Origin of the sequence: Pseudomonas sp. SMN11, from assembly GCF_052041945.1 — a bacterium.
Classification (GTDB): Bacteria; Pseudomonadota; Gammaproteobacteria; order Pseudomonadales; family Pseudomonadaceae; genus Aquipseudomonas.
Map to the genome: position 1 here is coordinate 90,611 of NZ_JBKGGW010000013.1, position 23,938 is coordinate 114,548.

The 23,938-nt window shown below is 64.6% G+C and carries 24 protein-coding genes and 2 pseudogenes; 6 read left to right on the forward strand and 20 right to left on the reverse strand.

The annotated features are described in order from the left end of the window. The first annotated feature begins 305 nt into the window (after positions 1–305). The 3 genes and pseudogenes from ACLEJU_RS13905 to ACLEJU_RS13915 all read left to right on the forward strand — a co-directional run bounded on the left by ACLEJU_RS13905 (position 306) and on the right by ACLEJU_RS13915 (position 1,687). Positions 306–521, forward strand: a complete 216-nt coding sequence (locus ACLEJU_RS13905; protein WP_103447403.1) for a general stress protein — start codon at positions 306–308, stop codon at positions 519–521. 113 nt (positions 522–634) lie between these two features. Continuing rightward, positions 635–1,334 (forward strand): annotated as a pseudogene (locus ACLEJU_RS13910) (alcohol dehydrogenase catalytic domain-containing protein). A gap of 83 nt (positions 1,335–1,417) precedes the next feature. Continuing rightward, entirely contained in the window at positions 1,418–1,687 is a 270-nt protein-coding gene (locus tag ACLEJU_RS13915; RefSeq protein ID WP_294331442.1) for a DUF6555 family protein, read from the forward strand. A 4-nt stretch (positions 1,688–1,691) separates the two neighbouring features. Here ACLEJU_RS13915 and ACLEJU_RS13920 read toward each other — a convergent pair whose 3' ends face one another. Both ACLEJU_RS13920 and ACLEJU_RS13925 read right to left on the reverse strand, forming a co-directional pair. Continuing rightward, on the reverse strand, positions 1,692–1,862 hold the full coding sequence (locus ACLEJU_RS13920) for a hypothetical protein (RefSeq protein WP_435423788.1): 171 nt from the start codon (positions 1,860–1,862) through the stop codon (positions 1,692–1,694). Between the two features lie 148 nt (positions 1,863–2,010). Next, positions 2,011–2,625 carry a LuxR C-terminal-related transcriptional regulator gene (locus ACLEJU_RS13925; protein WP_435423787.1) on the reverse strand — a complete coding sequence of 205 codons (615 nt, stop codon included), beginning with the start codon at positions 2,623–2,625 and terminating at the stop codon, positions 2,011–2,013. 116 nt (positions 2,626–2,741) lie between these two features. Here ACLEJU_RS13925 and ACLEJU_RS13930 point away from each other — a divergent pair, with 116 nt between their 5' ends. Continuing rightward, positions 2,742–4,403, forward strand: coding sequence for an ATP-binding response regulator (locus ACLEJU_RS13930; protein ID WP_435423786.1), 1,662 nt, complete (start codon positions 2,742–2,744; stop codon positions 4,401–4,403). Here ACLEJU_RS13930 and ACLEJU_RS13935 read toward each other — a convergent pair. The 16 genes and pseudogenes from ACLEJU_RS13935 to paaF form a co-directional block, all read right to left on the reverse strand. After that, a complete protein-coding gene (locus tag ACLEJU_RS13935; RefSeq protein WP_103447399.1) occupies positions 4,390–4,689 on the reverse strand; it encodes a hypothetical protein in 300 nt (99 codons plus the stop codon). The two genes, ACLEJU_RS13930 and ACLEJU_RS13935, sit on opposite strands and share 14 nt — an antisense overlap. Before the next feature lie 213 nt (positions 4,690–4,902). Continuing rightward, positions 4,903–6,951, reverse strand: a complete 2,049-nt coding sequence (gene paaZ / locus ACLEJU_RS13940) for a phenylacetic acid degradation bifunctional protein PaaZ (protein WP_435423784.1) — start codon at positions 6,949–6,951, stop codon at positions 4,903–4,905. A 24-nt stretch (positions 6,952–6,975) separates the two neighbouring features. Further along, on the reverse strand, positions 6,976–8,208 hold the full coding sequence (locus tag ACLEJU_RS13945; protein WP_435423783.1) for an OprD family porin: 1,233 nt from the start codon (positions 8,206–8,208) through the stop codon (positions 6,976–6,978). A 27-nt stretch (positions 8,209–8,235) separates the two neighbouring features. Beyond that, positions 8,236–9,798, reverse strand: a pseudogene (locus tag ACLEJU_RS13950) (cation acetate symporter); the annotation flags it as partial. Further along, the gene (locus tag ACLEJU_RS13955; RefSeq protein ID WP_110637637.1) at positions 9,795–10,103 is read right to left on the reverse strand and encodes a DUF485 domain-containing protein; all 309 of its coding nucleotides are present in this window, start codon (positions 10,101–10,103) and stop codon (positions 9,795–9,797) included. The pseudogene ACLEJU_RS13950 and the gene ACLEJU_RS13955, both read right to left, overlap by 4 nt. Before the next feature lie 200 nt (positions 10,104–10,303). Further along, the gene (gene paaE, locus ACLEJU_RS13960) at positions 10,304–11,380 is read right to left on the reverse strand and encodes a 1,2-phenylacetyl-CoA epoxidase subunit PaaE (RefSeq protein WP_435423782.1); all 1,077 of its coding nucleotides are present in this window, start codon (positions 11,378–11,380) and stop codon (positions 10,304–10,306) included. Positions 11,381–11,395: 15 nt separating this feature from the next. Further along, entirely contained in the window at positions 11,396–11,929 is a 534-nt protein-coding gene (paaD, locus tag ACLEJU_RS13965) for a 1,2-phenylacetyl-CoA epoxidase subunit PaaD (protein WP_435423781.1), read from the reverse strand. Then, positions 11,916–12,674 (reverse strand): 1,2-phenylacetyl-CoA epoxidase subunit PaaC, encoded by a 759-nt coding sequence (gene paaC, locus ACLEJU_RS13970; protein ID WP_435423780.1) that lies wholly within the window; start codon positions 12,672–12,674, stop codon positions 11,916–11,918. Before paaC ends, paaD begins: the two co-directional genes overlap by 14 nt. 8 nt (positions 12,675–12,682) lie before the next feature. Next, positions 12,683–12,964, reverse strand: coding sequence for a 1,2-phenylacetyl-CoA epoxidase subunit PaaB (gene paaB / locus ACLEJU_RS13975; protein WP_004374528.1), 282 nt, complete (start codon positions 12,962–12,964; stop codon positions 12,683–12,685). Positions 12,965–12,989: 25 nt separating this feature from the next. Further along, entirely contained in the window at positions 12,990–13,979 is a 990-nt protein-coding gene (gene paaA / locus ACLEJU_RS13980) for a 1,2-phenylacetyl-CoA epoxidase subunit PaaA (protein ID WP_294331692.1), read from the reverse strand. 272 nt (positions 13,980–14,251) lie between these two features. Then, the gene (gene paaK, locus ACLEJU_RS13985) at positions 14,252–15,571 is read right to left on the reverse strand and encodes a phenylacetate--CoA ligase PaaK (protein ID WP_435423779.1); all 1,320 of its coding nucleotides are present in this window, start codon (positions 15,569–15,571) and stop codon (positions 14,252–14,254) included. A 113-nt stretch (positions 15,572–15,684) separates the two neighbouring features. Then, a complete protein-coding gene (pcaF, locus tag ACLEJU_RS13990) occupies positions 15,685–16,905 on the reverse strand; it encodes a 3-oxoadipyl-CoA thiolase (protein ID WP_435423778.1) in 1,221 nt (406 codons plus the stop codon). Next, the gene (gene paaI / locus ACLEJU_RS13995; RefSeq protein WP_435423777.1) at positions 16,898–17,365 is read right to left on the reverse strand and encodes a hydroxyphenylacetyl-CoA thioesterase PaaI; all 468 of its coding nucleotides are present in this window, start codon (positions 17,363–17,365) and stop codon (positions 16,898–16,900) included. The genes pcaF and paaI overlap by 8 nt, the downstream gene beginning before the upstream one ends. Further along, positions 17,358–18,875 carry a 3-hydroxyacyl-CoA dehydrogenase PaaH gene (gene paaH / locus ACLEJU_RS14000; protein WP_435423776.1) on the reverse strand — a complete coding sequence of 506 codons (1,518 nt, stop codon included), beginning with the start codon at positions 18,873–18,875 and terminating at the stop codon, positions 17,358–17,360. The genes paaI and paaH overlap by 8 nt, the downstream gene beginning before the upstream one ends. A gap of 2 nt (positions 18,876–18,877) precedes the next feature. Continuing rightward, entirely contained in the window at positions 18,878–19,669 is a 792-nt protein-coding gene (gene paaG, locus ACLEJU_RS14005; RefSeq protein WP_435423775.1) for a 2-(1,2-epoxy-1,2-dihydrophenyl)acetyl-CoA isomerase PaaG, read from the reverse strand. A 38-nt stretch (positions 19,670–19,707) separates the two neighbouring features. Beyond that, positions 19,708–20,481 carry a 2,3-dehydroadipyl-CoA hydratase PaaF gene (gene paaF, locus ACLEJU_RS14010; protein ID WP_435423774.1) on the reverse strand — a complete coding sequence of 258 codons (774 nt, stop codon included), beginning with the start codon at positions 20,479–20,481 and terminating at the stop codon, positions 19,708–19,710. 279 nt (positions 20,482–20,760) lie between these two features. Between paaF and paaY the strand changes: the two genes are divergently transcribed. Continuing rightward, a complete protein-coding gene (paaY, locus tag ACLEJU_RS14015) occupies positions 20,761–21,360 on the forward strand; it encodes a phenylacetic acid degradation protein PaaY (RefSeq protein WP_435423773.1) in 600 nt (199 codons plus the stop codon). A 77-nt stretch (positions 21,361–21,437) separates the two neighbouring features. Further along, positions 21,438–22,361: a phenylacetic acid degradation operon negative regulatory protein PaaX gene (paaX, locus tag ACLEJU_RS14020; protein ID WP_435423772.1), complete on the forward strand. Its 924-nt coding sequence runs from the start codon at positions 21,438–21,440 to the stop codon at positions 22,359–22,361. Positions 22,362–22,373: 12 nt separating this feature from the next. Here paaX and ACLEJU_RS14025 read toward each other — a convergent pair whose 3' ends face one another. Both ACLEJU_RS14025 and ACLEJU_RS14030 read right to left on the reverse strand, forming a co-directional pair. Then, positions 22,374–23,168, reverse strand: a complete 795-nt coding sequence (locus tag ACLEJU_RS14025) for an ABC transporter permease (protein ID WP_435423771.1) — start codon at positions 23,166–23,168, stop codon at positions 22,374–22,376. Continuing rightward, positions 23,165–23,860 carry an ABC transporter ATP-binding protein gene (locus ACLEJU_RS14030; protein ID WP_435423770.1) on the reverse strand — a complete coding sequence of 232 codons (696 nt, stop codon included), beginning with the start codon at positions 23,858–23,860 and terminating at the stop codon, positions 23,165–23,167. Before ACLEJU_RS14030 ends, ACLEJU_RS14025 begins: the two co-directional genes overlap by 4 nt. Positions 23,861–23,938: the final 78 nt, after the last annotated feature.

A 23,938-nucleotide genomic window follows, 5' to 3' on the forward strand; every position in this document is an offset into this window, starting at 1 on the left:
CCTTGTGCAGACCTGGATGTTGGCCCTTCGACGCATCGCCGGGCAGCTGAACGAGCATTATAGGCCGCTCGTCGGCTCTGCTGCGAGGCATTGCAAGGGTGGGGGCCGCTTGAAGTTGTGACCGTCGCCCAGCAGAAAAATTGCCTTGCCAATACCTGCCGCACAAGCATTTGTAGCCAGGACCTTTCGTGCCACCGGTCAGCCCCACGCAATCGGATTGAGCAGACCCGCCCATCGCCGGTTCGGAACTAAGGCATGGCACCGTTTCATGCGCCAAACCTATCCGTATTGCAAGGAGACACGACATGGCTGGTGATCAACAACGGACCGGACAACGTGGCGGCACCAAGGAAACCAACCCAGGCAATTTCGCCAATGATCGCGAACGTGCCTCACGTGCTGGCCACAAAGGCGGCCAGGCATCTGGCGGCAACTTTGCCAACGATCGGCAACGGGCATCGGAGGCCGGCCGCAAGGGCGGGCAGAACAGCCACGGCGGGGGTCGCCCGCATCAGCAATAGTAGCGTTCGCTGAGGCCCGCTGGCGCGGCTGGCGGGCTGCCTACCTGGTCGTCATGGAGACCGAAGCATGCGTGTTGACCTAGCACGGCGCGGGCGACGTTCGCGTCGACACCGTGCCAGACCCGGACCTGCGGGACGATGACGATATCCTCCTGCGAGTGACCGCCACCGCCATCTGCGTCTCGGACCTGCACCTGTACCGGGGCAAGATCCCCATGGTCGATGCCGGTGACATCCTTGGCCACGAGTTCATGGGCATCGTCGAGGAAGTGGGCAGCGCGGTCTCGGCGGTACGCCCGGGTGACCGGGTGGTTGTGCCATTCGTGATCGCCTGCGGTGATTGCTTCTTCTGCCAGCATCAACTGTTCGCCGCCTGTGAAACGACCAACACCGGCCCAGGCGCGATTCTCAACAGGAAAGTGATCCCACCCGGGGCGGCATTGTTCGGCTACAGCCATTTGTATGGCGGCATTGCCGGGGGCAGGCCGATCATGTGCGGGTGCCCAAGGGCAATGTCGGGGCGCCATTGCATCGCAGCGGTACGGCGTATATGCAGGCTTCGTGCATGGCTTCCTGTTCGGTGATGCCGTCGACAAGGGCCTGACTTTCCGTATGGGGCAAACCCATGTACAGCGTTACCTGCCGGAGTTGCTGGAGCATATCGAAGCCGGCCGGCTGAGCCCGGAAGCCATCGTCACCCACCGTCTTGCGCTGGAGGATGCCGTGCGCGGCTACGAGCTGTTCGACGAGCAGCAGGAACGCTGTCGCAAGGTCATTCTGGTCCCGGGCGCTGCGCCTGATTCATTTCCTTGAAGGGTTCGACAATCTTTTTGAATCTTTCCCGGGCGGCATCACTCAATGAAGAAGTCATCCATGGAGAAAAGGAGGGCGGCGTGATGCCGAGTCCGCAGCTTTACATTATCGATTACCTACTGCACGGCGAGCCGCGCAGCTTCATCATCCGGCTCGAGAAAATCGATAACGCCGAGGCTTGGCACTGGGCAAGTTGTGATGCAGGGATCGGCATCATCCCCAAATTCGGGCGCGAGAAGATCCGGAAGGTGAGCCGGCCGATGGCTGAGCGCTACGGTATAACCGCAGTGAGTTGGCGCGAATCAGGTGGCAAGCCCAGCCAGGCGGTCAGCGACTCCAGTGTGACCAGCTAGTGCCTCATGCACCGGACTCGGGGTCGCTGGCAGGCACCCTTGGGCGGTCCTGATCGTCATCGGTCAGGTTCGGGTCGGCATCCGGGTCATCCGCCCGGTCATCACGTTGGTCAGGGTCCAGCTCTGGCCAGTCGTCCTGGGCGCTGCCTCCGCCCATGTGCAGCCGCATGTTCATTTTACTGCCCTCGTTCATGGAAAAGGGCCCGCCGGGGTGGGCCTGGCACAGGAGTGAGAGGCAAAGCCATTGACCACCCCTCATTGATTGAGAGTGGCTGCCACACGAGCCTGATCAGTCCACACGCAGGCGACCCCGACCAACGGTATCAGGTACCGCTATACTTGACCGCCGCAGCGGTGCGCGTGGTGACATTGAGCGCCTTGAGCAACGAGGACACGTGAATGCGCACGGTAAACGGCGAGATGTCCAGGGCGCGGGCGATTTCCTTGTTGGTCTTGCCCTGGGCAATCAGGCGCAGTACCTCGTGCTGGCGGTGGGTAAGCTGTTCCAGCTCACTGGCGCTGCCCAGGCTCGGCAACAACCCGGAAGGGCTGTACCTGACCAGCACTTCCCCATCACGGATGGCCAGGATCGCCGCGCCGAGCTCGTCAGGGGCGACGCTCTTGCCGATGAAACCATCGACTCCACTGGCCATGACATGTTCGATCAGCGCCGGGTCATCGACCATCGAAACGATGATCAGGGTGGTACGGCGCAACAGCTGGCGCAGTTCGGCCAGCCGCTCGATGCAGTCGAGCCCCGGGAAGCGCAGGTCGAGAATCAGCGTGTCCGGTGCTTCGCCCTGGCGGGCGAGCGCCAACACCTGCTGCAGGTCGCCAGCCTCTTCGAGCTGAGCCTGTGGTAATACCCTCTGCACGGTGCGAACCATCGCTTCTCTGAACAATGGATGGTCGTCCGCCACGATGATGCGGCACGTCACGTCCTGGCACTCCCTGTGAACGGCGGTTCTTCCGACCATGCTAAGTTAGCACCCGACAACGGCAAGCGCTGCGCCGAGCGGGCGTTTATGCGACCCCGTGCACAAGGACGTCGACCATGGACTACAACAAGAACAACGAACTTGACCAGGCCAACCTGCGCGTAATCGTCGCCAGTTGCGCGCTGGTCTACATCACCGTATTGGGTTTCCTGCCGGGTGAATCGATCGACAGCTACCTGCCGGTGATCTACTACATCATCAGCTTCATCGCGCTGTCGATCGGCCTGCGCCAGGCCATCGCCCGCTGGCCGGGACATTACCCGTGGCGGCGGGTGCTGGGCATCGTGCACGACTACACCGGCACCTGCTTCGGCCTGGTGCTTGGCGGCGAAGCGGCGCTGCCGCTGTATGCGGTGATGGTCTGGGTCAACCTGGGCAACGGCATGCGCTTCGGCACCCGTTACCTGGCCATCGCCACAGTGCTGGCGCTGACCGCCCTCGTGGCGGTGTACCAGCTCAACCCTTACTGGCAGGCCAACCCGTTCATGGTGCTGATGCTGCTTACCACCAGTACGGTCATCCCGCTCTACGCCCATATGCTGCTGGAGCGCACGCGCAAGGCCTCGGAGCTGGCGATGGCCGCCACCCGGGAGAAATCGCGCTTCCTGGCCCAGGCCAGCCACGACCTGCGCCAACCGATCCACTCCATCGGCCTGTTCACCGCCTGCCTGCGCGAAGCGCCGCTGGCCGAGCAGGAACGGCGCCTGGTGGACAGTATTGACCGCTCGCTGCTCAACGTGTCGCAGCTGTTCCGCTCGATACTCGACCTGTACACGCTGGACAATGGCCGGCTGCAACCGAAATACGAGGCATTTGCGTTGCATGAGTTTCTCACCGAACTGCTGCGCCAGAACGCCGAGGCGGCGCGCTGGGCGGGCGTCGAGATGCGCTTGCGCCCTTGCGCGTACTGGACCCACGCCGACCGCGGCATGCTCGCCACCATGGTGCAGAACGTGCTGTCCAACAGCTTCAAGTACGCCGCCCAGCGGCCGCTGCTGATCGGCGTACGGCGTCAGGGCCAGGCGCTGGCCATCGTGGTCTATGACCAGGGGCGCGGAATCGAGGAGGTGCATCAGGGCTTGGTCTTCGAAGAGTTTTACCGGGTGCGCCAGGTGCGTGACAAGGACGTCGAAGGGGTTGGCCTGGGCCTGTCGATCGTCAAGCGCCTGGGGCATTTGATGGGTTTGCAGGTGCAGCTGCGTTCTCGTGTCGGCCATGGTACGGCCGTCAGCCTGCAGGGCTTGCCGCGGATGGCCGCACAGCCTTTGCCACAAAGTAGCGAACAGCACGTGTTGCAGGATGCCATGCTCGGCGGCCTGAAGGTGTGTCTGGTGGAGGATGATCACAACGTGTTGCGTGCGACCTCGGCGCTGCTGCAGCGTTGGGGCTGCGATGTTGAAGCGCATGGTTCACCCATGGGACTGGTCAGCCAGTGTGACGTGATCGTCGCCGACTACGACCTGGGCCAGGAGGCCACCGGGGTCGATTGCATCGACAGCTTGCGGGCGCAGCGGGGCTGGGAAGTACCGGCCTTGATCATGACCGGGCATGACCTGGAGAAGATCCAGGCGATCGTGCAGGGGCGCAATATCGCAATCCTGTCCAAGCCGGTGCGCCCGGCAGAATTGCGCGCGGCTCTGCGCGCCTTGCGCGAGGTGCCGGCGGCGCCGGAGCTGGAGCGCGGCGCCGGGGGCAGCGGCAGCATCACTGCAGGATGATTGCCTGGCCTTCCTTCAGGCAGGACGGGGTGGGCTCATACAGGCCCATGCTGCCGACCGCAACGATGGCACCGCTGGGCATCTGGCAGTTGTACTCGCCCTTGGCGGTGGTGACGGTGTAGTAGGTGAGGGTGCTGTCGTTGCGCACGTTGGCGACCTTGGTAACCGGGGTGTTGAGCGCGAACTCGGCGCGTTCCTTGAGGGTCTGGTCGGAAGGTTTGATGGTCTGGCAGCCGGCGACGGTGAACAGGACGGCAGCGCTCAGCAAGAGCTTGGCGGATTTCATGGTGGAGGCTTCCTTGGCGTGGGGTGTGGCGGATGGCCGGACTATAGCGCCGAGGAGCGGGCAGGGCATTAGGGCGGATGTACGAGGTGGCTATGTGCCTTTATGTGGTGCCTGTGCCGGCCTGTTCGCGGCTAAAGCCGCTCCCACAGGGGCCGCGCATACCCTGTGGGAGCGGCTTTAGCCGCGAACAGGCCGGCACAGCCAACCCATTTGTTACTTCTTCAGTACCAGGGTCAGAATGTCATAGCTGGCCACCAGCTCACCCTGTTGATTGGTGACTTCCACATCCCAGGCCACTACCCCTTGCGGCTGCCCCAGCGGGCTGGTCTTGCCCTGGTCGATCTTGCGCTTGCAAGTCAGCCGCGCCTGGATCGTGTCGCCAATCCCGACCGGGTTGATGAAGCGCAGGGTGTCCAGCCCGTAGTTGGCCAGCACCGGCCCGGCGCCTGGCGAGACGAACAGCCCGGCCGCAGCGGACAGCACGAAGTAGCCATGGGCGATGCGCTTGCCGAACTGCGATTCCTTGGCCGCGATCTCGTCGAAGTGCATGTAGAAATGGTCGCCCGACAGGCAACCGAAGTTGACCAGGTCAGCCTCGGTCACGGTGCGACGGTGGGTCAGCAGCGATTCACCGATACGCAGGTCGTCAAAGTAACGGCGGAACGGGTGCACCTCGGTCTCTATCACTTCGGCGCCGCGCACATACTCGCCGGTAACGGCGGTCAGCATGCTGGGCGAACCCTGCACTGCGGCGCGCTGCAGGTAGTGCTTGACTGCCCGCAGGCCGCCCAGCTCCTCGCCACCTCCGGCACGACCGGGGCCGCCGTGCTTGAGCTGCGGCAGCGGCGAGCCGTGGCCTGTGGATTCCTTGGCCGCTTCGCTGTCGAGCACCAGCAGGCGCCCGTGCCAGGCGGCGGCAACCGGGATGGTCTTGGCGGCAACGGCGCGGTCGGCGGTGACCAGGGTCGCCACCAGGCTGCCTTTGCCGCGTGCAGCCAGGGCCAACGCTTCATCCAGGTCGTCGTAGGCCATCAGCGTGCTGACCGGGCCGAATGCCTCGATGTCGTGGGCGCCGCCCTCGGCATGCGGGTCGCGGGCCTGGAGCAGGGTCGGGGCGAAGAACGCACCTTCGGCAACGCCTTCACCACGCGGGGCAAAGCCATCGCAGGCACCGAACAGCTGGTCACAGCTCTGCAGCAGGCTGCGCACGCGCTCGCCGACGTCGCGTTGCTGGTCATGGGAGGCTAAAGCCCCCATGCGCACGCCTTCCACCGATGGATCACCGACCACGACCTTGCTCAGGCGCTCGCGCAGGCGGCTAGCCACCGCATCGATGTGCCTGGCCGGGACGATAGCGCGGCGAATGGCGGTGCATTTCTGACCGGCCTTGGTGGTCATTTCCCGCACCACTTCCTTGATGTACAGCTCGAACTCTTCGCTGCCAGGGCTGACATCCGGGCCGAGGATGGCGCAGTTGAGCGAATCGGCCTCGGCGGTGAACGGCACCGAGTTGCGGACGAGGTTGGGCGTGACGCGCAGCTTCGCGGCAGTGTCGGCGGAGCCGGTGAAGGTCACCACGTCCTGGCCCTGCAGGCGGTCGAGCAGGTCGCCGGTGCTGCCGATCACCAGTTGCAGGCTACCCGCCGGCAGCAGGCCGGAGTCGTTCATCAGGCGCACCACGGCTTCGGTCAGGTAGCTGGTCGAGGTGGCCGGCTTGACGATGCACGGCATGCCGGCCAGGAAGGTCGGCGCGAATTTCTCCAGCATGCCCCAGATCGGAAAGTTGAAGGCGTTGATATGCACGGCCACGCCGGCGCGCGGCACCAGGATATGGCTACCGGCGAAGTGGCCCTGCTTGCCCAGTGGGATCGCCGGCCCTTCGTGCACCAGGTTGCCCGACGGCAGTTCGCGGCTGCCGATGCCGGCGTAGCTGAACAACGTGGCGTTGCCGCCCTCGATGTCGATCCAGCTGTCGGCACGGGTGGCGCCGCTGTGGTGCGACAGGGCGTAGAGCTGTTCCTTGCGCTCGGCCAGGTACAGGGCCAGGGCCTTGAGGCGCTGGGCGCGTTGCTGGAAGTCCATGGCCATCAGCTCGGCCAGGCCGCGCGCGCGGGCAAAGTCCACGGCTTCGGCGAAATCCGGGCGTTCTTCGTGGCTGTAGGCCAGGACGTGGCCGTCCAGGGCGCTGCGCAGGGCCTGGGCGCCGCGCTGGCCGATCCAGCGGCCAGCAATGAAGCTCTGCAGGGTTGGGGCGTCAGACATGCTGTTTTCCTCTTGTGGGCGCTGTTACCACAGCGCCAGGGTGTAGCCGATGATCAGGCGGTTTTCGTCCACGGCATTGGTCAGGCCATTGCCGGAACGGAAGGTGACGTTGCGCCAGCGCAGGCTGACGTCCTTGAACGGGCCGCTCTGGATGACGTAGGTGAGGTCGGTGTCGCGTTCGCGCTCACGGCCATTGCTGACCGTGGCCGTTTCGGCATGGCGGCCGTCGGTGTAGCGGGTCATGAAGCTCAGGCCGGGGATGCCCATGGCGACGAAGTCGTAGTCGTAGCGCAGCTGCCACGAGTCCAGCCCGGCGCGGGTGAAGGTGTTGTAGGTCACCAGGTTGACGGTGAACGGGTCGCCGCCGTTGACGAACGGGAACGCACTGTCACCGGACATCTGCTGCCAGGTGGCGGTGAACTTGTGGGCGCGTACGCCAAGGGTGAACATGGCGTTGAAGTTGCGGTTGTCGATGTTGCCGGCGCGCTCGGCGCCGTCGTTGCGGCTGTCGAAGTAGCGCAGGTCGCTGCGCAGGCTCAGGCCTTCACCCAGCGGGCGGGTGGCGATCAGGCCGACGAACTGCTGGCGGTAGATGTCTTCAAGCTTGGCGTAGTAATAGCTGACGCTGGTCTGCGGGGTGAGCGCGTAGCTGCCACCGCCGAAGTCGAGGTGGTCGCTGGTGGCGGCGCCATAGCCCATGTCGTCGCGGCCGGACGAATCGCGCAGGTTGACCTTGCTCAGGCGCCCGGCGTTGACGGTCAGACCGTCGATGTCCTGGCTGGTCAGCTGGCCGCCCTGGAACGTCGAGGCCAGCAGGCGGGTGTCGTTGTACACCACCACCGGCAGGATCGGCTGCAGGGTGCCCAGGCGCAGGGTGCTCTTGGACACCCGCACCTTGCCGGTCAGGCCCAGCTCGCTGTAGTCGTCGACCGGTTCATGGCTGTTAGGGCCGAACGGCAGCAGGCCGGTGTTGCGCCGGTCAGGGCTGGAGTCGAGCTTGACGCCCAGCTGGCCCATGGCATCGAGGCCGAAGCCGACCATGCCCTCGGTGAAGCCCGATTCTACTTTCGCGGTAAAGCCCTGGGCCCATTCCTCGGCCTTGGCCTGGGGCGCGTTGCTCTGGCGGAAGTCGCGGTTGATGTAGTGGTTGCGCAGCTCCAGCCGCGCGTGGCTGTCGTCGATGAAGTCCGCCAGGGCCGGGAGCGGCAGGGCGAAGGTGGCCAACCAGGCGGCCGATTTCAGGTGCGTGCGGTTCATTGTTGTTATACCCGACTAAGTCAAAGATCAGTGCTTGCTGGCGCCGGCGGCGCCGATACCGGTCATGGAGCGGATGAACTGAGCGAGGTAGCGGCCGCGTTCTTCCTTGGCCCGCTCCGAGCCGTCAGTGACCGACAACGCCCAGGCGCTGAGGAATGCCAGGCTCATCGAGAACAGCGCCGGGTTGCTGTAGGGGAACAGCGCCGTTTGGTTATGCAGCACGTTGACCCACACCGCAGGGCCGAGCACCACCAGCAGCACGGCCGACACCAACCCGGCCATGCTGCCGCACACCGCGCCACGGGTGGTCAGGCCCTTCCAGAACATCGAAAGCAGCAGCACCGGGAAGTTGACCGAGGCCGCCACCGCCAGCACCAGGCCGGACAGGAAGGCGATGTTCTGCGACTCGAATACCAGGCCCAACACCACCGCGAGCAGGCCGATCACCAAGGTGGCGATCCGCGACACGCGCATTTCTTCCTGCTCGGTAGCCTGGCCCTTGCGTACCACGCAGGCATACAGGTCGTGTGACACCGCAGAAGCAGCGGACAGCGCCAGGCCAGCGACCACCGCCAGGATGGTGGCGAAGGCCACGGCGGAGATGAAACCGAGGAACAGGTTGCCGCCCACGGCCTGGGCCAGGTGCACGGCGACCATGTTGCCGCCACCGATGATCGCGCCCGCCGCGTCGCGGTAAGCAGGCTCGGTACCGACCATGACGATCGCGCCGAAGCCGATGACGATCAGCAGCAGGTAGAAGTAGCCGATGAAGCCGGTAGCGTAGAACACGCTCTTGCGCGCTTCCTTGGCGTCGCTGACGGTGAAGAAGCGCATCAGGATATGCGGCAGGCCGGCGGTGCCGAACATCATGCCCAGGCCCAGTGAAATCGCATCCACCGGGTTCGACAACAGGCCGCCCGGGGCCATGATCGCCTGGCCCTTGGCATGCACCGCCACGGCGCTGGCGAACATCGCTTCAGTACTGAAGCCGAAGTGCTTGAGCACCATGAAAGCCATGAAGGTGGTACCGGACAATAGCATCACGGCTTTGATGATCTGTACCCAGGTGGTGGCCAGCATGCCGCCGAAGGTGACGTACGCGACCATCAACACGCCGACCAGCATCACCGCATACAGATAGCTGATGCCGAACAGCAGTTCGATCAGCTTGCCGGCGCCAACCATCTGCGCCACCAAGTACATCAGTGCCACTACCAAGGTGCCGAAGGCTGAGCTGAGGCGTACCGGGGTCTGTGCCAGGCGGTACGAAACCACGTCGGCGAAGGTGTACTTGCCCAGGTTGCGCAGGCGCTCGGCGATCAGGAACAGGATGATCGGCCAGCCGGCCAGTACGCCCAGGGCATACAGCAGGCCGTCGTAGCCGTTCATGAACATCATTGCGGAAATGCCGAGGAACGACGCCGCGCTGATCATGTCCCCGGCAATCGCCAGGCCGTTCTGCATGCCGGTCAGGCCGCCGCCGGCGGTGTAGAAGTCACTGGCCGAACGGGTGCGCAGGGCTGCCCAGCGAGTCACCAGCAAGGTGAAACAGACGAACACCATGAACATCGAAATGGCAGTCCAGTTCATTGCGCACACTCCTGCTTGAGCTTGTCGTTGAGCGGGTCAAGCACGTTGTTGGCGCGGTGCACATAGATGCCGGTGAGGGCGAAGGACAGCAGCACCATCAGCACGCCGACCAGCATGCCGACGGTGGTCACGCCGCCGCTCAGGGACTGGCCGAGGGTGCTGGGGGAGAACGCCACCAGCAGGACGAAGCCGTAGTAGATCACCAGCATGGCCAGGGTCAGGCTGCCGTTGAGGCGGCGCTTGCGCCGCACCAGGTGCTGGAAGTCGGGGTGGTTGCTGATGCTTTCGATGTGTTCCGGGGTCATGGCAAGCGATCTCTTTTGTCTTGTAATTGTTTTCTTGAGGTCACGCGGTACTGCGAATGCGGCTTTTGTAGGAGCGGCCTCGTGTCGCGAAAGGGCTGCGCGGCAGCCCCGGCCATTTGTGATCAGGGCCTAGATCCTGGGGCCGCGTTGCGACCCTTTCGCGACACGAGGCCGCCCCTACAGGGACCGCGTCGGGTTTTTCAGAGCTGATCGAAGTCGAGCACCACCTTGTCGCTCACCGGGTAGGTCTGGCACGACAGCACATAGCCGGCCGCCACTTCGTAGTCTTCCAGGGCATGGTTGCTGTCCATCTCCACCTCGCCCTCGATCACCCGGCACTTGCAGGTCGAGCACACGCCGGCCTTGCACGAGTAAGGCAGTTCGGCGCCGATGGCATTGCCGGCATCCAGCACGTTCTGGGTATTGCGCGGCAGGTCGAAGCTCAGAGCCCGGCCGTCGCTGATCACGGTAATATGGCTAAGCGCGGAGTCCACCTGGCGTGCCGCCTCGCGGGCTTCACGGCGGGTTTCGTTGCCGGCTGCGGCGAACAGTTCGAAGTGGATGCGCTCCTTGGCCAGGCCGTTGGCCTGCAGGCTGGCGCGCACGGTCTCGGTCATCGCCTGCGGGCCGCAAATGAACGCGGCATCGAGGCTGGAAACGTCCATCCAGCGCGAAAACAGATGGCCGCACTTGTCGGCGTCGATGCGGCCGTTGTACAGGTCGACATCTTGCTGCTCGCGGCTGAACACGAAAATCAGGTTGAGGCGGTCGAGGTAACGGTTCTTCAGGTCTTCGAGCTTGTCGCGAAACAGCGCCCCGGAACTGGAGCGGTTGCCGTACAGCAGGGTGAAACGGCTGCGTGGCTCGCTGGCCAGGGTGGTGGCGATGATCGACAGGATCGGCGTGATGCCACTGCCGGCGGCCACGCCCAGGTAGTTGCCCTGGCGCGACGGGTCCAGCGGCACGAAGAAGCTGCCCGAGGGCGGCATCACTTCCAGCTGCTGGCCGGCCTTGAGCACTTCGTTGGCAAAGGCCGAAAAGCGCCCGCCGGGCACGCGCTTTACGGCCACCCGCAGCTCGCCGTCCTGCACGGCGCTGCAGATGGAGTAGGAGCGGCGGACTTCTTCGTTGTCCAGCTGGGTGCGCATCACCAGGTACTGGCCCTGGATGAAGCGGAAGGCCGCTTGCAGGTGCGCCGGTACGTCGAAAGCGATCGACACCGCATCACGGGTTTCGTTACGCACTTGCTTGATGGTCAGGCTGTGAAACTGGCTCATGGTGGTCTCCACGGCTCAAATGCATTTGAAATAGTCGAACGGCTCCAGGCACTCGCGGCAGCGGTACAGCGCCTTGCAGGCCGTGGAGCCGAACTGGCTGAGCAATTCGGTGTGGTGACTGCCGCATTGCGGGCAGCACACTTCGGCGGCCTCGCCGAGCAGGCTGCGCTTGCTGGCGCTGCCGTGGGGCGGGGCGATGCCATAGGCACGCAGGCGTTCGCGGCCCAGTTCGCTGATCCAGTCGGTGCTCCAGGCCGGGGTCAGCCTGCGCTCCAGGTCTGGCGCTGCGAACCCGGCCTGCTCCAGCGCCTGACGAATATCACCTTCGATCACCTCGGTAGCGGGGCAACCGGAGTAGGTCGGCGTGACCACAAGGTGCAAGTGGCCGGCACGCCAGTCCAGGTCGCGCACGATCCCCAGGTCGACCACGCTGACCACGGGCACTTCCGGGTCCATCACCTGGCCCAGTACCTCCCAGGCCCGCGCCAGGTCGTCGCCGCGTGGCGAACGGGCGCCGCGGTCACCGGCAATCAGTTCACCAGGTTGCATCGGGGTAGGCCCTTGGCAGGAACTGCATCTCGGCCAACAGCAGGCCCAGGTGCTCGGTGTGCAAGCCCTGGCGACCGTTCAGGTAGAAGTGGCTGGCAGCCTTGGGCAGCGGCAGCTCGACCGATTCGAAGGTCGCGCTCACCTGCTTCAGCCAGGCCGCACCGACCGCCACTGGGTCTGCGGCAATGCCGGCCTGTGCCAGTTGCACCTCGTTGTCGCTGCCGGCGCTTAGCTCGACGGTGAAGCGCCACACGGCGGGGATCGCTTCCAGCATGCGCCGGCGGCTTTCGTCGGTGCCGCCACCCAGGCGCTGCACCCATTCGGCGGAGCGGCGCAGGTGATAGGTGACTTCCTTCAAAGCCTTGGCGGCAATGCCGGCGATGCGTTCGTCGTTCGACTCGACCAGACCCTGCAGCACGGCAAGGTGCCAGGCGTCGTAAAGGAACTGCTTGGTCATGGTCACGGCGAAGTCGCCATTGGGCTGTTCGACCAGCAACAGGTTGCGGAATGCGCGCTCGTCGCGGCGGAACGCCAGGGCATCGGCGTCGCGGCCGTCATCCAGCAGCTCGGCGGCGTACTCCAGCCAGTTGCGCGCCTGGCCCACCAGGTCGAGGCCGACGTTCATCAGCGCCAGTTCTTCTTCCAGTGCCGGTGCGTGGCCGCACCATTCGCACAGGCGCTGGCCCTGGATCAGGGCGCTGTCGCCGAGCAACAGCAAATACGGGATCAGATCGTGCTTGTGCATGGCCAACCTCACATGTGCCCGACTTCGTCGGGCAGTTCGTAGAAGCTGGCGTGGCGGTAGACCTTGTCGTCCGAAGGGGCGAACAGCGGGTCTTTCTCGTCGGGCGAGGAGGCGGTGATCAGTGCCGACGGCACCACCCACAAGCTCACGCCTTCGCTGCGGCGGGTGTAAAGCTCGCGGGCGTTCTCGATGGCCATGGCGGCGTCGGCGGCATGCACGCTGCCGACATGCTTGTGGTTAAGGCCGTGCTTGCTGCGCACGAACACTTCGTAGAGGGTCCAGACAGACATTTTCGATCTCCGCATCAATCGCCGCTCAGGCGGCGTTCTTGTTCTGTTGCTTGCGTGCATAGGCCACGGCCGCTTCGCGTACCCAGGCGCCATCCTCGATGGCCTTGCGCCGGGTGGCGACGCGTTCCTGGTTGCACGGGCCGTTGCCCTTGATGACTTCGTAGAATTCGTCCCACTGGATTTCGCCGAAGTCGTAGTGACCGCGCTCGGCGTTCCACTTAAGGTCGGGGTCGGGGGCGGTGCAGCCAAGCAATTCGAGCTGGGGCACGGTCTGGTCGATGAAACGCTGGCGCAGCTCGTCGTTGGTCTGGCGCTTGATCTTCCAGGCCATCGACTGCGCGCTGTTGGGGGAGTGCTCGTCGCTCGGGCCGAACATCATCAGCGCCGGCCACCAGAGGCGGTTAATGGCGTCCTGGACCATGTCTTTCTGCGCCTGGGTACCCTCGCGCATCATGGTCAGCAGCAGCTCGTAGCCCTGGCGCTGGTGAAAGCTCTCTTCCTTGCAGATGCGGATCATGGCGCGGGAGTAGGGGCCGTAGGAGGTGCGCTGCAGCACCACCTGGTTGACGATGGCGGCGCCATCGACCAGCCAGCCCACGGCGCCCATGTCGGCCCAGCTCAGGGTCGGGTAATTGAAGATGCTCGAATACTTGGCCTTGCCGCTGTGTAGCTTGGCGACTTCCTCGTCGCGGTCGGCGCCGAGGGTCTCCATGGCGCTGTACAGGTACAGGCCGTGGCCGGCTTCGTCCTGGATCTTGGCCATCAGCTGCAGCTTGCGCTTGAGGCTGGGGGCACGGGTGACCCAGTTGCCTTCAGGCAGCATGCCGACGATTTCGGAGTGGGCATGCTGGGATATCTGCCGGATCAGGGTCTGGCGGTAGGCCTCGGGCATCCAGTTCTTGGCTTCGATCTTGATTTCAGCGTCGATCTTTTCCTGGAAGTTGCGCTCTTCGGGCGACATCTCTTCCAGCGACTTGACGCGCTTGACTCCGGTTTCCACTAGCTGTGCGTACATGTTCCGACTCCTGCTAAGGCATGAGTCATTTGTAAGCGATACAAAACACAACGTCAAACAGTTTTATGTGTATCAAATAAGATTTATGTATCGCTTTGCAGGCCAAGGGGGCTGCTGCGCAGCCCTCTCGCGACACAAGGCCGCTCTCACAGCGATCGCAATCCCTTGTGGGAGCGGCCTTGTGTCGCGAAAGGGGCGCAAAGCGCCCCCAGCAAGCCAACAGGCAAAAAAAAGCCCCGGACAATGCCGGGGCCGAAAAGGCAGCCGATGACTCAGCTGGCCAACCGTTTGTCGAACACATGGCATGCCTTGCCTTCGGAACGCTTGAGCGTGCCGCAAGGCTGCAAGAGCACCTGTGTGCTGATGCCGATATAGGTCTTGATCTGCTTGCTCAGCTCCCCGATCACCAGCTTGCGCTGCGACTCATCGAGGTGTTGGCATTCCGCACGCAACTCCACATGCACCTCGACACTGTCCAGGTTGCCATTGCGATACAGATGAATCTCATAAAGCTCTGAAAGCTGTTTTATTTTCAGCACCTGCTCTTCGATCTGCGTCGGGAACACGTTCACCCCGCGGATGATCAGCATGTCGTCACTGCGCCCGGTGATCTTGCCAATGCGCCGCATTGGCCGTGCGGTTCCTGGTAGCAGGCGGGTGAGGTCGCGGGTGCGGTAGCGCACCATCGGCAGCGCCTCCTTGCTCAGCGAAGTGAACACCAGCTCGCCCAGTTGCCCATCCGGTAGCACCGCGCCGGTCACCGGGTCGATGATCTCGGGGTAGAAGTGGTCTTCCCAGATGGTCGGGCCATCCTTGGTCTCGATGCACTCCATGGCCACGCCTGGGCCCATGATTTCCGACAGACCATAGATGTCGAGGGCATCGATGCCAAGGCGCTGCTCGATCGAGCGGCGCAGCTCGTCGGTCCACGGTTCGGCGCCAAAGATGCCCAGGCGCAGCTTCAGGTCCTGCGGCTCGATGCCCTGGCGCTCGATCTCGTCGGCGAGGTTGAGCATGTAGGACGGCGTGACCATGATGATGTCGGGCTGGAAGTCGCGGATCAGCTGCACCTGCTTCTCGGTCTGGCCGCCGGACATGGGGATCACTGTGCAGCCCAGGCGCTCGGCGCCGTAATGGGCACCCAGGCCCCCGGTGAACAGGCCATAGCCGTAGGACACATGCACCTTGTCGCCCTTGCGCCCGCCCGCGGCGCGGATCGAACGGGCGACCACGTTGGCCCACGTGTCGATGTCGTTCTGGGTGTAACCGACCACGGTCGGCTTGCCGGTGGTGCCGCTGGAGGCGTGCAGGCGCACCACCTCTTCCTGGGGCACGGCGAACATGCCGTAAGGGTAGTTGTCGCGCAGGTCGTTCTTGCCGGTGAAGGGGAACTTTGCCAGGTCGTCGAGGGATTTCAGGTCATCGGGGTGGGCGCCGGACTCGTCGAAGCGCTTGCGGTACAGCGGCACGTTGTCATAGGCGTGCTTCAGGCTCCAGCGCAGCCGCTCCAGCTGGTGCTGGCGCAGGGCGTCGATACTGGCGGTTTCCATCGGGTCCAGCAGGGCACGATCGGCATCATGGTACATGTTCATGGCTTCACTCGAATTGTTCTTGTACGTCGGCCGCCTGCCAGGGCAAGCGGCTTACCGTGAGTGTCATGGACGCAGCATAACTGGCGGCGTCGCGTTCGGTAACAAGCCTTTGGTCAGAGACGCTCGATGACCATGGCAATGCCTTGGCCAACGCCGATGCACATGGCGCACAGGGCATAGCGGCCGCTGGTTTGTTCAAGCTGGTGCAAGGCCGTGGTGACCAGCCGCGCACCGCTCATGCCCAGCGGGTGGCCCAGGGCGATGGCGCCGCCATTGGGGTTGACCCGCGGGTCGTCGTCGGCCAGGCCCAGTTCGCGCAGCACGGCCAGGCCTTGGGCGGCGAAGGCTTCATTGAGCTCGATGACGTCCATGTCGACCAGCGCCAGGCCGGTCAGCTCCAGCACCTTGCGGGTTGCCGGTACCGGGCCGATGCCCATGATGCGTGGCGCGACACCGGCAACGGCCATGCCGACGATACGCCCGCGGGCCTTGAGGCCGTGGCGTTGGGCAGCCGCGCTGCTGGCCAGCAGCAGGGCGCAGGCACCGTCGTTGACGCCGGAAGCGTTACCCGCTGTGACGCTGCCGCCCTGGCGGAACGGTGTGCCCAGCTTCGCCAGCTGTTCCAGGGTGGTATCGGCACGCGGGTGCTCGTCCTGCTCGACACGGATGGCCGGGCCTTTGCGCTGGGCGATCTCGACCGCCACGATCTCCTGTGCCAGGCGGCCATTGGCCTGAGCGGCTGCCGCCTTGTGCTGGCTGCGCAAGGCAAAGGCGTCCTGGTCGGCACGGGAGATGCCAAACTGCTCAGCGACGTTCTCTGCGGTTTCCGGCATCGAGTCGATGCCGTATTCGGCCTTCATCAGTTTATTGACGAAACGCCAGCCGATGGTGGTGTCGAACAGCTCGGCGTTGCGGCCGAACGCTTGCTCCGACTTGCCCATGACGAACGGTGCGCGCGACATCGACTCGACGCCACCGGCCAGCATCAGCCCGGCCTCGCCACAGCGCAGGGCGCGGGCGGCATTGCCGATGGCGTCCAGGCCCGAGCCGCACAGGCGGTTGATGGTGGTGCCCGGCACACTGATCGGCAGCCCGGCCAGCAACCCGGCCATGCGCGCAACGTTGCGGTTGTCTTCACCGGCCTGGTTGGCGCAGCCGAGGATCACGTCGTCGATGGCCTGCCAGTCCAGTTCCGGGTGACGCTCGATCAGCGCCTTGATCGGGATGGCGGCCAGGTCGTCGGCACGCACGCTGCTCAACGCGTCGCCGTAACGGCCGATGGGGGTGCGCACGGCATCGATGATCAGGGCATCGAGGGGCTTGGCTTCAATCATCTGGGGTCTCCTGCGCGAGCACGGTGCCGCGCACTTGGTAGGATTTGCCGCGGAACAGGGCGATCAGCTCGCCGCGCTGGTTTTCGATGCGCACGTCATACACGCCGGTACGGCCTTTACGGCTGAGCTCGATGGCTGAAGCGACGAGCAGGTCACCCGGCAGCGCTGCGGCGATGTAGTCGATGCTGCAGCCCTGGGCGACCGTGGCCTTGTCCTGGCTGTTGCAGGCAAAGGCGAAAGCAGAGTCGGCCAGGGCGAACAGGAAGCCGCCGTGGCAGGTGCCATGGCCCTGCAGCATGTCGGCGCGCACCGTCATGCTCAGGCGCGCCCGGCCGGGGGCTACGTCGAGCAAGGCGATGCCCAGGCCTTGTGTGGCCTGGTCACGGGAATACAGGGCGTCGGCACAGGTTTGGGCCAGCTCAACGGGGCTAACTTCGGGACCATGCTGCAGGTCAGTCATGCAGGTTCGCTCCTTGTTCGGCGCTGCGGCGCAGCAGCAGGGAAGGCCGGTAGCGGCTTTCGCCGTAACTGGCTTGCAGGTTTTCCAGCGCGCGCAGCGTGTAATCGACGCCAAGCTGCTCGGCCCAGGCCAACGGGCCACGGGGGTAATTGACCCCGGCACACATGGCCAGGTCGATGTCGGCGGCGCTGCCAACGCCCTGCAGCACTGCATCGGCCGCTTCGTTGGCGAGCATGGCCACTGTGCGCAGCACCACCAGGCCGGGCAGGTCGGCGATGCCGGTCACCTTGAGGCCGGCGCGCTGCAGCAGGGCCACCGCGTGGTCGCGCGCCTCGGCCGAGGTCTCGGCCGACCAGCTGATGGCAATGCGTGTGGCAGCCTGGTAATCCAGCGCGAGATCGACCAGCACCAGGTTGCGCAGGCCGTCTTCACGGGCACGCTGGCTGGCCAGGCGGCCGTCGGACAAGGCCAAGGTGGCGTCACCGACGCGCAGCAGGCCTGTGCCCGCCCGCTCGGTGATGGCCAGGCCGCTGTCACGCAGGCGCGCGACCAGCGGGTGGAGGGCACCCAGGTGGCCCTCGACCACGCAGCTCTCGATGCTTGCCGGGCTGTGCAATTCAGCGGCCGGCGGGCGTTCGGCGCCTTCGGCGTAGCTATAGAAACCTTGGCCACTCTTGCGGCCCAGGCGCCCGGCGTCCACCAATTCTTTCTGCACCAGCGAGGGCTGGAAGCGGAAGTCACCATAAAAGGCCTCGAATACCGAGCAGGTAACGGCGTAGTTGACGTCGTGACCGATCAGGTCGGTCAGCTCGAACGCGCCCATGCGAAAACCGCCAGCATCACGCAGCAGGGCATCCAGCGTCGCGCAATCGGCGGCGCCTTCCTGCAGCAGCCGCAGGCTTTCGGCATAGAACGGCCGGGCCACGCGGTTGACGATGAAACCAGGAGTCGAGCGCGTGTGCACGGGCTTCTTGCCCCAGGCCTTGGCGGTGTCATAGAGCGTGCTGGCGATGCCGGGCGCGGTCGCAAGGCCCGACACGATTTCCACCAGCACCATTAGCGGCGCCGGGTTGAAGAAGTGCATGCCGACCACCTGTTGCGGGCGCTGCAACCCGGCCGCAAGGCTGGTGATCGACAGCGAAGAGGTGTTGCTGGCGAGGATGCAGTTCTCGGCGCACAGACCTTCCAGTTGCTGCAGCAGTTGCTGCTTGACCTGCAGGTTCTCGACGATGGCCTCGATCACCAGGCGGGCGTCGGCCAGGGTTTCGATCGCCTCGACTGGCTGAAGGCGTGCACTGATGGCTTCGCGTTCCTGCGGTTGCAGTTTCCCTTTCTCCACCAGGCGCCCGAGCTGGCGATCGATGCCGGCGACTGCCTGGGCTGCAGCACCCGGGCGGTTGTCATAGAGTTTTACCGGGTGACCGGCCTGGGCGGCGACCTGGGCGATACCCGCCCCCATCGCGCCTGCGCCGATGACTGCCACCTGGGCGTTGCTGCTTAGTGCGCTCATGGTCAGAGGCCCTTGAATGCAGGTGTGCGCTTGTTCATGAAGGCGCTCACGCCTTCGCGGTAATCATCGCTGCGCCCGGCCAGCCTTTGCAGGTCGCGCTCAAGCTCCAGCTGCTGGTCGAATCCGTTGTCGAAGCTGGCGTTGAGGCTGCGCTTGATCAGGGCCAGCCCGTAGGTCGGCTGGCCGGCCAGGTGGCGGGCGAGGGCAAGGGCCTCGTCGCGCAGTTCGGCATCGTCCACCACGCGGTGGATCAAGCCCCATCGCTCGGCCTGCTCCGCGCTCAGGCGCTCGCCAAGCATGGCCAGTGCCTTGGCCCGCGCCATGCCGACCAGCCGTGGCAGCAGCCAGGTACCGCCGGAATCCGGCACCAGGCCGATCTTGCAGAAGGCCTGGATGAAGCTGGCCGAACGGGCAGCCAGCACCAGGTCGCAGGCCAGCGGGATGTTGGCACCAGCACCGGCAGCCACACCATTGACGGCGCAGATGACCGGCAGCGGCAAGTCGCGCAGGGTGCGAACCAGTGGGTTGTAGAACTTGTCGATGGACTCGCCCAGGTCGGGCATGGCCGCGCCCGGCGCGACGTTGCGGTCGGACAGGTCCTGGCCGGCGCAGAAGCCGCGGCCTTCGCCGGTCAGCAGCAGGACCCGGGCCTCGCTGCTCTGGCGCACCTGCTTGAGGGCTTCGCGCACTTCCAGGTGCATCTGCGTGTTGAAGCTGTTCAGCTGCTCGGGGCGGTTCAGCGCGAGGAAGGCCACGCCGTCCTCGATGGAAAACACAATGTGCTCGAAAGTCATGACGGACTCGCTCGATCAGTCGATGGGAAGTGGGCGGCTCAACAGCCTTTGAACTGCGCCGGACGTTTTTCCTGGAAGGCGCGGATGCCTTCGTCACGGTCGGCGGTGCCGGCCAGCACGGTGAAGGCATGGCGCTCGAAACGCAGGCCGCTGGCCAGGTCGCTGTCGCCGGCTTTGAGCAGTGCCTCCTTGGCCAGGCGCACGGCCAGCGGTGCCTTGGCGGCGATACTGCGGGCGACCTGCAACGCACGCTCGACGGCCAGTTCAGGCTGGGTGACTTCGCTGATCAGGCCGGCCTGCAAGGCATGCCGGGCGGTGATGGCCTCACCGGTCAGGACCATCTGCATGGCCAGCGGCTTGCCCACCGCTCGCAGCAGGCGCTGGGTGCCACCCGCGCCGGGCATGATGCCGAGGTTGATCTCGGGCTGGCCGAAACGGGCGTCGTCGCCGGCAATCACGATATCGGCGCACATCACCAACTCGCAGCCGCCACCCAGGGCATAGCCGTTTACTGCAGCGATCAAAGGTTTGGAAAACGCCGCGATGCGTTGCCAGTGGGCGACACGGGGATCATTGAGAATGCCGACCAGATCGCGCTCGGCCATTTCGCGGATGTCGGCGCCAGCGGCAAAGGCCTTGCGGCTGCCGGTGATGACCACGGCGCGGGTAGCGGGGTCGGCCTCTGCATCGGCGAGGGCGCTGGCCAGCTCCGCCAGCAATTCGGTGCACAGGGCATTGAGTGCTTCCGGGCGTTGCAGGGTGAGCAGGCGAACACCCTGTTCAGGGGCCTGCACATCGATGAAACGAGGCATGTCGGGGTCCTCAGGCTGCTCGCACGGCACTTCGGGAGGCCGGCATTTATTGGAATTGTTTGCGGGGGCGGCAGGGGAGCCTGCCCAGGTGCGATCAGTATAATCACCATGCGATACACCAATGCAATAGTAATTGTGTTTTTGTGTATCTCGTCTTATGTTGGCCAATATGAAGATATGGCCAAGAACCAGATATCATTCGGCTTATGCTCGGTTCTGCAGCACATCATCTTGTGATACATAAAAATGTATCAATTGTGAAATTAATGGAGAAGAGCCATGCCTTGCTATCGTCTCGATGGCCTGACCCCGGTGGTCGACCGCACTGCTTATGTGCACCCGAGCGCCGTGCTGATCGGTGACGTCATCGTCGGCCCACGCTGCTACGTTGGCCCGCTGGCGTCCCTGCGCGGGGACTTCGGGCGCATCGTCCTGGAAGAGGGCGCGAACCTGCAGGACACCTGCGTCATGCATGGTTTCCCGGGCGGTGACACGGTGATCGAACGCAATGGCCATGTCGGCCACGGCGCCGTGCTGCATGGCTGCCGCGTGGGCGAAGATGCCCTGATCGGCATGAATGCTGTGGTCATGGACGGTGCGCAGATCGCGCCACGCTGCATCGTCGGCGCCACGGCGTTCGTCAAAGCGGGTTTCACCTGCCCCGAACAAACCCTGGTGATGGGCGCGCCAGCCCAGGTCAAGCGCCCGCTGACCGAACAGGAACTGAGCTGGAAGCAGCGCGGCACTGCCGAGTACCACCACCTGAGCCAACGCTGCATGTCGACAATGGTGGAATGCCCACCGCTGGCCCAGGCCGAAGCACAGCGCCCACGCATGGGTGACGGCGGCTTCCGGCCCAAAGGCGAGGCGGGCGCATGAACCTGCCGGCGTCGCGCCATGGTCAGGCGACCCGTCGCACAGGTATAGTCGGTGCTTTCAATGCGCGCAGTTCGTCCATGAGCAACCTCGTTCCGCTGAATAACCTGATCACCCGCTTTCAGGAGCAGACCCCGATCCGCGCCAGCTCGCTGATCATCACCCTCTACGGTGATGCCATCGAGCCCCACGGCGGCACGGTCTGGCTGGGCAGCCTGATAAACCTGCTGGAGCCGATCGGCATCAACGAACGGCTGATCCGCACCTCGATCTTCCGCCTGACCAAGGAAGACTGGCTGACCGCCGAGAAGGTGGGGCGGCGCAGCTACTACAGCCTCACCGGCACCGGGCGGCGGCGTTTCGAGAAGGCCTTCAAGCGCGTGTACAGCCCAAACCAACCGGCCTGGGACGGTGCCTGGACGCTGGTGTTGTTGTCTCAGCTCGACGCTGGCAAGCGCAAGGCCGTACGTGAAGAGTTGGAATGGCAAGGCTTCGGTGCCATGGCGCCAAACCTGCTGGGCTGCCCGCGGGCCGATCGCAGCGACCTGGCCGCCACCTTGCGCGAGCTGGAGGCCAGCGACGACAGCATCGTTTTCGAAACCCATACCCAGGAAGTGCTGGCCTCCAGGGCCATGCGCGCCCAGGTACGGGAAAGCTGGCGCATCGACGAACTGGGCCAGCAGTACAGCGAGTTCATCCAGCTGTTCCGGCCGTTGTGGCAGAGCCTGAAAGAGCAGGACGAGCTCGATGCCCAGGATTGCTTCCTGGCGCGGACCTTGCTGATCCACGAATACCGCCGCTTGCTGCTACGCGATCCGCAACTGCCGGACGAGCTGCTGCCCGGTGACTGGGAGGGCCGTGCCGCGCGCCAGCTGTGCCGCAACTTGTATCGTCTGGTTTGTGCCAAGGCAGAAATCTGGCTCAACAGCGCCCTGGAAACCGCCGATGGGCCACTGCCCGACGTGAACGAGAACTTCTACAAGCGCTTTGGTGGCCTGGCCTGATCTCTGGGCAGCTCAGCTGCGCCGGGCCAGCTTGTGCGCCATGAACTGGTGGGCGGGGGAAAACAACCGGTTGAAGGTCATCAGCACCGCGCACACGGTGCCCAGCGCTGACGCTGCGGCAATCAGGAACATGATGACGATCTGGTAACGCACCGCGTCCCCTGGCTGCTGCCCGGCCAGTATCTGCCCGGTCATCATGCCTGGCAGGCTGACGATGCCCACCACCGACATCTGGTTCAGCGTCGGCATCATGCCGGCCTTCAATGCCTGGCTGGCTGCGCCGCGTGCCGCCTCCCAACGCGTGCCACCCAGGGACAGGATCATGTCCACGACCGGCCGCTGGGCGCTCAACTCGCGGGTCATGCGGTCGATCCCCAAGGCGACGGCGGTCAGGGTATTGCCGAGGATCATGCCAAGAATGGGAATGGCGTACTGCGGCTCGTACCAAGGGCGTACCCGCAGCACCACGAACAGCCCGATGGCCGTGACCAGCCAGGCACTCACCCCGACCGAGACTACGCTGTCGGCCAACAGCCCGCGATGGCGATGCTGGCCCCGGCCGGCTGCTGAAAACCCGGCAATCAGGGTCATACTCAGCATCAGCGGCAGCACGATGTACCACTGGGCATGCTGGAACACCCAGCCGAGGATGTAGCCGATGGCCAGCAGCTGGGTGATGGTGCGCAGCGATGCCCAAAGCAGCTGACGCTCCAGTTGCAGCTTCAGCAGCAGCGACAGCAGGCCGTTGACCAGGATCAGCGCGGCGGCAATCGCCACGTCGGTGTAGGCAAGGTTGTGGTAGTTCATTTCAACAGGGTGCCTTGGTCCATCGTCAAGGTGCGCGTACTGATGCGCCGGGCTTGATCGTGATCGTGGGTGATCCACAGGAACGCGCGACCCTTGGGGGCTTCGTCGAGCCAGTTCATGACCAGCGCTTCTACGGCGGCCACCGATTGTGGATCGAGCGCAGAGGTCGGTTCGTCGAGCAACAGCACCTGTGGCGCCAGCAACAGGGCCCGCACCAGCGCCACCAGCTGTGCTTCGCCACCGGACAGGTCGGTGCCGGCCTTGTCGAGAAAGCTGCGCGGCTTGCCGGCCAGCGCCAGCAGGCGCGTCGCCGTGGCTGCATCGAAGCGGTACTGACGGTTGTGCTTGAGCGTGAAGGGCAGCCGCACGTTGTCCATGACACTGCCTTCTACCAGCGCGGCACGCTGGTTCAGGTAGCAGGCGCGGGAGCGAAAATGCGGTATGCGTGACGGGGGCACCGGCTCGCCAAGCCACAGGACTTCACCTGAACTGGGCGCATCCAGCAGGGCCAGGGCGCGCAACAAGACACTTTTGCCCGAGCCCGACGCACCAATGAGTGCCAGGCGCTCTCCAGCGTGCAATGAAAAGTCGGCGGGCGCCAGCAAGGTGGCCTGAGTCTGCAAATCGACACGGCCCAGTTGCCTGGCCTCGAGCAAGACCACGTCGGCGTGAGAGTTCTGCGGCCCTTTCAATGGTGGGGTTCCTTGACGCCGAATCGGAAAACGACATTTTAAGCAGTCCAGACACGAGGACAGGCTTTTTTGACGGAA

What these genes read in the sequence shown, in the direction of transcription:
- paaD (WP_435423781.1), bottom strand. Translation starts at nt 11,929, where the DNA reads ATGCAACCTGGTGAACTGATTGCCGGTGACCGCGGCGCCCGTTCGCCA.
- ACLEJU_RS13945 (WP_435423783.1), bottom strand. Translation starts at nt 8,208, where the DNA reads ATGAACCGCACGCACCTGAAATCGGCCGCCTGGTTGGCCACCTTCGCC.
- ACLEJU_RS13915 (WP_294331442.1), top strand. Translation starts at nt 1,418, where the DNA reads ATGCCGAGTCCGCAGCTTTACATTATCGATTACCTACTGCACGGCGAG.
- ACLEJU_RS13930 (WP_435423786.1), top strand. Translation starts at nt 2,742, where the DNA reads ATGGACTACAACAAGAACAACGAACTTGACCAGGCCAACCTGCGCGTA.
- ACLEJU_RS13935 (WP_103447399.1), bottom strand. Translation starts at nt 4,689, where the DNA reads ATGAAATCCGCCAAGCTCTTGCTGAGCGCTGCCGTCCTGTTCACCGTC.
- paaG (WP_435423775.1), bottom strand. Translation starts at nt 19,669, where the DNA reads ATGACTTTCGAGCACATTGTGTTTTCCATCGAGGACGGCGTGGCCTTC.
- paaB (WP_004374528.1), bottom strand. Translation starts at nt 12,964, where the DNA reads ATGTCTGTCTGGACCCTCTACGAAGTGTTCGTGCGCAGCAAGCACGGC.
- paaZ (WP_435423784.1), bottom strand. Translation starts at nt 6,951, where the DNA reads ATGTCTGACGCCCCAACCCTGCAGAGCTTCATTGCTGGCCGCTGGATC.
- paaX (WP_435423772.1), top strand. Translation starts at nt 21,438, where the DNA reads ATGAGCAACCTCGTTCCGCTGAATAACCTGATCACCCGCTTTCAGGAG.
- pcaF (WP_435423778.1), bottom strand. Translation starts at nt 16,905, where the DNA reads ATGATTGAAGCCAAGCCCCTCGATGCCCTGATCATCGATGCCGTGCGC.
- paaI (WP_435423777.1), bottom strand. Translation starts at nt 17,365, where the DNA reads ATGACTGACCTGCAGCATGGTCCCGAAGTTAGCCCCGTTGAGCTGGCC.
- paaH (WP_435423776.1), bottom strand. Translation starts at nt 18,875, where the DNA reads ATGAGCGCACTAAGCAGCAACGCCCAGGTGGCAGTCATCGGCGCAGGC.
- ACLEJU_RS13920 (WP_435423788.1), bottom strand. Translation starts at nt 1,862, where the DNA reads ATGAACATGCGGCTGCACATGGGCGGAGGCAGCGCCCAGGACGACTGG.
- paaC (WP_435423780.1), bottom strand. Translation starts at nt 12,674, where the DNA reads ATGCACAAGCACGATCTGATCCCGTATTTGCTGTTGCTCGGCGACAGC.
- ACLEJU_RS13905 (WP_103447403.1), top strand. Translation starts at nt 306, where the DNA reads ATGGCTGGTGATCAACAACGGACCGGACAACGTGGCGGCACCAAGGAA.
- paaY (WP_435423773.1), top strand. Translation starts at nt 20,761, where the DNA reads ATGCCTTGCTATCGTCTCGATGGCCTGACCCCGGTGGTCGACCGCACT.
- ACLEJU_RS13955 (WP_110637637.1), bottom strand. Translation starts at nt 10,103, where the DNA reads ATGACCCCGGAACACATCGAAAGCATCAGCAACCACCCCGACTTCCAG.
- paaE (WP_435423782.1), bottom strand. Translation starts at nt 11,380, where the DNA reads ATGAGCCAGTTTCACAGCCTGACCATCAAGCAAGTGCGTAACGAAACC.
- paaK (WP_435423779.1), bottom strand. Translation starts at nt 15,571, where the DNA reads ATGAACATGTACCATGATGCCGATCGTGCCCTGCTGGACCCGATGGAA.
- ACLEJU_RS14025 (WP_435423771.1), bottom strand. Translation starts at nt 23,168, where the DNA reads ATGAACTACCACAACCTTGCCTACACCGACGTGGCGATTGCCGCCGCG.
- paaA (WP_294331692.1), bottom strand. Translation starts at nt 13,979, where the DNA reads ATGTACGCACAGCTAGTGGAAACCGGAGTCAAGCGCGTCAAGTCGCTG.
- paaF (WP_435423774.1), bottom strand. Translation starts at nt 20,481, where the DNA reads ATGCCTCGTTTCATCGATGTGCAGGCCCCTGAACAGGGTGTTCGCCTG.